Genomic DNA, 6541 nt, shown 5'->3' with positions numbered 1-6541 from the left:
CCCGCCCCCCACCGCGCCCCCCCCCCCCCCCCCCCCCCCCTCCCCCCCCCCCCCCCCCCCCCCCCACCCCCCCTCCCCCCACCCCCCCCCTCCCCCCCCCCCCCCCCCCCCCCCCCCCCCCCCCCCGGGGCGCGCGCTATTCGGCGGCCGCGAGGATCCGGAACGCCGACGGGTCCGGGTACGTCGCCTTCTCCGCGCGGAGGACGGCCCGCACCTCCTCGCGGAACTCCGCGTCGAACACGCGGGCCGTCAGCAGCAGCTGGAGCCCGCACGTGGTGGGCTCGAGGAGCGGGCGGGCCATCCGCGCGCCGCCGCCCGTCACGCCCGTGAAGCCCGAGCGGGCCGCCTCGAGCCGTCTCGCCGCCTGCTCCTCGAAGCCGGCGGTCGCGTACCCCACGATCACGGCCAGGTCCGCGAGGAAGCGGCGCGTACCGCGGGCCATCTCCTCGGCGCCCTGGAGGGTCTGGACGGCGCCGCCCGCCACCTTGTAGTCGTCGCCGGTGCGCTGGAGGCCGCGCCCCTCGTACACGGCGAGGGCTTCTTCGAAGAGGCGCCCGGCCTCGTCGACCGCCTTCATCGCCGCCACGAGCTCACTGGTGTTCAGGTCCTGCGTCACGCTGCCTCCCGGTACAGATCTTTGCTGCACAGACCGTAGGAGGGAACGGGTCCGCTATGGAACACCTGTGCAGCACCTCGCTGCACGGGATTCCGTTCGGCTCGCCTCAGCCGCGGGCCGCGAAGGCCTTCGTGAAGGCGAGCGGCTCCTGGAGGATGGACGAGCAAGTGGCGTCCGCCTGGTTCTTCGCCCCGCCCGGGCACTGCTTGTCGCGGGCGCCGGACCACATGGAGAGCCAGGCCAGTCCCTTGCTGCGGGCGAAGGAGACGAGCTGCGTGGCGTCCTCGACGGTGAAGATCTCGCTGGTGACGTCGTTGACGCCGATCATCGGGGTGACCGCGACCTTCTTCCAGGCGGCGGCGTCGGAGAGGCCGAGCACGCCCTTCAGCTGCGCCTGCGTGGCGGTGGCGGCCTGGATGGCGTAACCGCCCATGTCCCCGCTGTAGGCCGGGCCGTAGTCCATCGCCATGATGTTGACGGCGGATATCGCGACGCCGTTCCGCTTGGCGTCGGCGACGAGGTCGATGCCGGGCTGGGTGAGCCCCTCGGGCATCACGGGCAGCGTGAAGGAGACGTCGAGCCCGGGGTGCTTCTTCTGGAGCAGCGCGATGGCCCGGGCGCGGCGGGTGTTGGCGGCGGAGTCGGGGAGCGCCGCGCCCTCGACGTCGAAGTCGACCTTCGTGAGGCCGTACGCGTCGACGACCTTGGCGTAGGCGGCGGCGAGCTCGGCCGCCGAGGTGCAGGCGAGCCCGAGTTCGGAGCCCGCCGCGCCACCGAAGGACACGCGGACGTCCCCGCCCTTGGCGCGCAGGGCGGCGATCTGCGAGGCGACGCGGTCGGCGGTCAGCGCGGTGGTGCCGCCCCAGAGGGGGGTGCAGCCGCCGCCGGAGGTGATGAAGGCGAGGGTGAACTCCTTGACGCCGGTGCGGTCCGCGGTGCCGAGGAGGTCGAAGACCGGGTAGAGCGAGGTGTCGACGTACGGGGCGAAGCCCGCGGACGGGGTCGTGCCGCCGCCCGGGGGGCGGGTCGCCGTCGGTGACGGTTTGGCCGTGGTGGGGGTGGGCTTGGGCGTCGGCTTGGCGGTGGGCTTGACCGTCGGCTTGGCCGTGGGCTTGGCGGTGGCGGTCGGGCGGCCGCCGGGCGTCGGGGCGGTCCCGCCGACGGAGCACTTCTCCTTGTCGATGAGGCATCCGGTGGGGTTGCCGGGGGTGCTCGCGGCGGAGGCGACGAAGCCGACGGTGAGGGAGGCTCCGGCGGCGAGGCCGTCCTGGCTCCAGCGGGGCGGGCGGACGGTGACGTGCCGCCCCGTCACGCTCTGTTCGCCGTTCCACAGGGAGGAGAGCGAGGTGCCGGCCGGCAGGTCGAACTCCAGCGTCCAGTCCTTGAGCGGCTTGTCGCCGCGGTTGGTGATGACGTACTGGCCGGTGTAGCCGGTGCTCCAGCTGCCGGCCCGGGTGAAGGCCGCGCCGACGGACGCGGCCTGCGCGGTGCCGGTGAGAGCGACGGCGGTGGCGCCGACGGCCACGGCAACGGCCAGCGCGCCTGCCGCCTTCGCGGTGCCGCTCGCCCTGCGCCGGTGTGAATTGCTGCCCATGTGCTGCCTGCCTCTGCGGTGCGGGGGTGGGAGACCGGACAGCACGCTAGCGATCACGAAACGGGCAAAACGTTCGTTCGAGCGGCCGGGGCGCCTTCTTGAGGCCGCCTTAAGGCTGGGGTAAGCGGGGGCTCAGCTCGCGGAGCCGCCGCCCTCGTCCCGGCTGATGCCGCCTCAGTATCCCGCCCAGCTGCCCGCCGGGCCCGGGGCCGGGGCGGGGAGGGCCGCGGCGAAGCCGGGGTGGACGGGGGCGCCGCCCGGCGCTCCGGCGGGGGCGGGGACGCAGGGCGGGAGGCCGGCGGAGCGGCCGGAACGGCCCGGAGGGCCAGGGGACGCTTCCTCGATGCGGGCCAGTACGCGGTCGTCGCCGGCGATCCCCGCGACGAGGATCCGGCCGTCCCCGGCGGCGGCCACGGCGCGGGCCTCGTCGTGGCGGCCGCAGCCCAGGTCGGCGGTCATCCGGCCGCCGGCGCCGAAGCCCGGGTCCGGACTCCCGTCCGGCAGGTAGCGGGCCACCGCGGTGTCGCCGCCGCCCAGTCCGGCGACGACGACCGCGCCGTCGGGCCGCAGCGCCAGGTCGTGGACGCGGTCCACGCCGAAGTCTCCCGTCACGCGGCCGCCCGCGCCGAACGCCGGGTCGAGGCGGCCGTCCGGCAGATACCGGGCGAGTGCGACGTCGAGGGCGGAGTGCCCGGCGGCGAGGATCCTGCCGTCGGGCCGTACGGCCACACCGCGCGCGCCGTCCTCACCCGCGAAGGCAGTGGTCACCCGGCCGCCGGTGCCGAATCCGGGGTCCAGCCGGCCGTCCGGCAGATAGCGGGCCAGCGCGAACCGGGAGGCGAAGGCCGGCGCGGTGAAACCGGACCGGCCGGCGAGCACGATCCGCCCGTCGGGCTGGACCGCCACGCCGTACGCCGCCGCGCCGCTGCCCGGGAAGGCGGTGGTCACCCGGCCGCCGGTGCCGAAGGAGGGGTCGGGGCGGCCGTCCGGCAGATAGCGGGCCAGGGCGAAGCCGCCGCCGCTGCGGCCTGCCGCGAGGATCCGCCCGTCCGGCTGCACCACCACCGCGTACGCCTCGGCGGCCCGCTCCCCGCCGAACGCCGTGAGCACCCGGCCGCCGGCGCCGAAGCCGGTGTCGAGCAGGCCGCCGGGGGTGTGACGGGTGAGTGCGAACCGGCAGCAGCCCCGCCCCGGCAGCCCGCTGCGGCCGGCGGTGACGATCGCGCCGTCGGACTGCACGGCCACCCCGTGGGCCACGTCGTCCCCGCCGCCGATGTCGGTGACCACGGCCCCCGCGGCGCCGAAGGCCGGGTCCCGGCTGCCGTCGGCCCGGTAGCGGACCAGTGTGAAGTCGCCCGGACCGCCCGCTGACCAGCCGGTGCCTGCCGCAACGATCCCGCCGTCCGGCTGCACCACCAGGTCCGTGCTCTCCTCGGTGGCGGCCAGGTCGGTGACGACCCGCCCGGCAGTGCCGAAACCGGCGTCCCGTGCGCCGACCGGGGCCTGCGGGGCGGACCGGACCGCGGCGGTGGCCGCCGGGGGCAGCACCAGGGCGCACGCGAGCCCCGCGGCGCTCAGCACGGCGGCTGCCGCGTGCCGCGGTCCCCTGCGGACGGCGGCACGCGGCGGCCGGCCGGACCTGACTGCGGACATGGGGACCCCTTCGCCTCTGCCGGTGACAGCCGACAGCTTCGGACCGGGCGGGCCTTGATCGCCGCAGACCCGGTCCGGATCCCCCTCTCCCGGGCCCGGTTCCACCCGCCCGGGTGAGGCGCACCGGGCCCGCGGGCGCGCCGTGTTGACCCGGAGGGCGCGGGTACGTGCACGCAGGTCCGCGGCTGGACGAGGATGGGGGCATGAGCCCGTTCACCACCCGCATCCTGGACCTGACCACCGGCCGTTCCGAGACGGTGACCGACCTGACCGGCCACTGCGAAGCCTTCCTCGACGAGAACGCCGCCGGACGGGACGGCCTGCTGAACGTCTTCGTCCCGCACGCGACCGCGGGGATCGCGGTCATCGAGACGGGGGCGGGCAGCGACGACGACCTGCTGGCCGCCCTCGGCACGCTGCTGCCCGCCGACGAGCGGTGGCAGCACCGGCACGGCTCCCCCGGCCACGGCCGCGACCACGTGCTGCCCGCCTTCGTGCCCCCGCACGCCACCCTGCCCGTCGTGGGCGGGCGGCTCCAGCTGGGCACCTGGCAGTCCGTCTGCCTCGTGGACACGAACAAGGACAACCCGCGGCGGCAGGTGCGGCTCAGCTTCCTCGGCGGCTGACCCCGGCGGCCGGACCGCCCGTACTGCTCCGCCCGGTTGCCTGCTGCTCCGTCCGAGTCCTCTTTCGCCACCCGTTCGGCCGCAGAACCGAGTCCATGATCATCCTTTCGGTCCGGGCCGGTTCTGATGCTGCCACCGGCCGTGGTGGATCTGGGAGGGCAGCGTGCGATGACACGGGTACGAAGAAGAAGCAAGGTGTGGAGCGCGGTGGCGGCGGCGACGGGGACCCTGCTGGTCGTCGCCGCCGCCCCGGGCCGCGGTGCACAGTCCCCCGACTCGGATGCCGCGCAGGGCAGTCGGGCCGCGCAGGCGCCCGTCACCCTGCTGATCGGGCGGGTCCTGGAGGAAGGCCGCGACGCGTCGTCCGGGCCGTGCGCGGTGGGCACGTTCCGGTCCGGCCTGTGTCCCGGCTGGCGGCAGCAGAAGGTCCTCGCGACGGTGCACGGCGCCGGGGCGCTGCTGCCCGAGCCCTTCCTCGCCCGCACGGCCGGCACGCTGCGGGCGGCCGGGCTGCCCACGGACTCCGGCGGGCCGCTGGAGATCGCGCTCGACCGGCCCGGACTGCTGGGCGACGTGACCGTGCACGACGGCCACGGACGCCGTCTCGGGGGCGAGTTGAGCCCGGACCGCCGCCGGTGGCTGAACACCGAGCCGCTGCGGGCCGGTGAGACGTACACCGTGCACGTGGACGCCGAGAACGCCGCCGGCAGCCCGGTGGGCGTGACGCTCGCCTTCACCACCGCTCCGGCCTCCGCCGGGGACCGGCTCACCGCCGTCTTCGGCCCCCGGTCGGGGACGTACGGGGCCGGCCAGATCGTCACGGCCGCGCTGAGCCACCCGGTGCCCGCCGCCGACCGCGACGCCAGGGCCCGGGTGGAGCGGGCCCTCCAGGTCACCTCGGAGCCGGCCGTCGAGGGCGCCTGGCACTGGGTCGACGCGCAGACCCTGCACTACCGGCCGCGTACGTACTGGACGCCCCACACCGTGATCCGGGTGCGCAGCGGACTCGACGGGGTCGAGGTCGGCGACGGCCTGCTCGGCGGCCCCTCCGACGCGCTGAACCTCTCCATCGCCGACCAGGTCGAGGCGGTCACCGACTCCGCCGCGCACCGGATGACCGTACGGCGCAACGGCCGCGTGCTGCGGACCATCCCCGTCACCACCGGCAAGGCCGGCTTCCTGACCCGCAGCGGCATCAAGGTCGTCCTGCGCAAGGAGGCCAAGGTGCGGATGCGCGGGGACTCCGTCGGCATCAAGCGCGGCACCCGGGAGTTCTACGACCTGCGCGTCAACTGGGCCACGCGGGTGACGTGGAGCGGCGAGTACGTGCACGCCGCGCCCTGGTCGGTCGCGGCGCAGGGCGAGGAGAACGTCAGCCACGGGTGCACGGGCATGAGCACGGCCGACGCGGCGTGGTTCTACCGCACGGTCCGCGAGGGCGACATCGTCGAGGTCGTCAACAGCGGCGGTGAGCGCATGGCGCCGTTCGGCAACGGCTACGGAGACTGGAACCTCGACTGGCGGGCCTGGCTGGCCGGCAGCGCCCTCTCCGGAGGGGGCGAACCGCCCGGGGACCACGGCGGGTCCACCGTCTCCCGACTCCACCCGACGGCCTGACCCGCTCGGCCGGATGGCGGTGGGCCCGCCCTCGACCGGGTCAATGCAGGGCACGCGGGGCCCTGCGGGGTTTCATCGTCGCTGTCCGTCCGAGCCCCTACACGGGAGTCGAACCATGCGTATCCGAACCTCCATCGCCGCTCTGGCCCTGGCCGCCGCGGGAATCCTCGGCGCCACGGGGACCGCCGTCGCCGACGCCGACGCCAAGGGAGTCGCCGTCGGGTCCCCCGGCCTGCTGTCGGGCAACGTGGTCCAGGTACCGATCCACATCCCGATCAACGTCTGCGGCAACTCGATCAACATCATCGGTCTGCTCAACCCGACCGTCGGCAACGTCTGCATCAACCACTGAACGACGGTGGGGCCGGGGGGGTGGGGGCCCCGGGTACCCGCCTCTCTCCGGACCAGGGAAAACACCACCAAACCCCCAGCCGT

At 75.4% G+C, this 6541-nt stretch carries 6 protein-coding genes; 3 read left to right on the top strand and 3 right to left on the bottom strand.

What is annotated here, in order from left to right:
* Positions 1-136: 136 nt before the first annotated feature.
* From ACZ7H1_RS28840 to ACZ7H1_RS28830, 3 genes are all read right to left on the bottom strand, one after another.
* Entirely contained in the window at positions 137-616 is a 480-nt protein-coding gene (locus ACZ7H1_RS28840; protein ID WP_470790725.1) for a hypothetical protein, read from the bottom strand.
* A gap of 106 nt (positions 617-722) precedes the next feature.
* Positions 723-2210 carry a glycoside hydrolase family 18 protein gene (locus ACZ7H1_RS28835; protein ID WP_470790724.1) on the bottom strand — a complete coding sequence of 496 codons (1488 nt, stop codon included), beginning with the start codon at positions 2208-2210 and terminating at the stop codon, positions 723-725.
* A 174-nt stretch (positions 2211-2384) separates the two neighbouring features.
* Positions 2385-3863 carry a delta-60 repeat domain-containing protein gene (locus ACZ7H1_RS28830; protein ID WP_470790723.1) on the bottom strand — a complete coding sequence of 493 codons (1479 nt, stop codon included), beginning with the start codon at positions 3861-3863 and terminating at the stop codon, positions 2385-2387.
* A 203-nt stretch (positions 3864-4066) separates the two neighbouring features.
* Here ACZ7H1_RS28830 and ACZ7H1_RS28825 point away from each other — a divergent pair, with 203 nt between their 5' ends.
* The 3 genes from ACZ7H1_RS28825 (at position 4067) to ACZ7H1_RS28815 (ending at position 6458) form a co-directional block, all read left to right on the top strand.
* Positions 4067-4489, top strand: a complete 423-nt coding sequence (locus tag ACZ7H1_RS28825) for a secondary thiamine-phosphate synthase enzyme YjbQ (protein WP_470790722.1) — start codon at positions 4067-4069, stop codon at positions 4487-4489.
* 168 nt (positions 4490-4657) lie between these two features.
* Positions 4658-6106 (top strand): L,D-transpeptidase, encoded by a 1449-nt coding sequence (locus ACZ7H1_RS28820; protein WP_470790721.1) that lies wholly within the window; start codon positions 4658-4660, stop codon positions 6104-6106.
* Positions 6107-6221: 115 nt separating this feature from the next.
* Positions 6222-6458, top strand: coding sequence for a chaplin (locus ACZ7H1_RS28815; protein ID WP_470790720.1), 237 nt, complete (start codon positions 6222-6224; stop codon positions 6456-6458).
* Positions 6459-6541: the final 83 nt, after the last annotated feature.

This window comes from Streptomyces sp. NPDC037401 (assembly GCF_055602345.1).
This window is presented reverse-complemented; position numbering and strand designations above follow the sequence as displayed.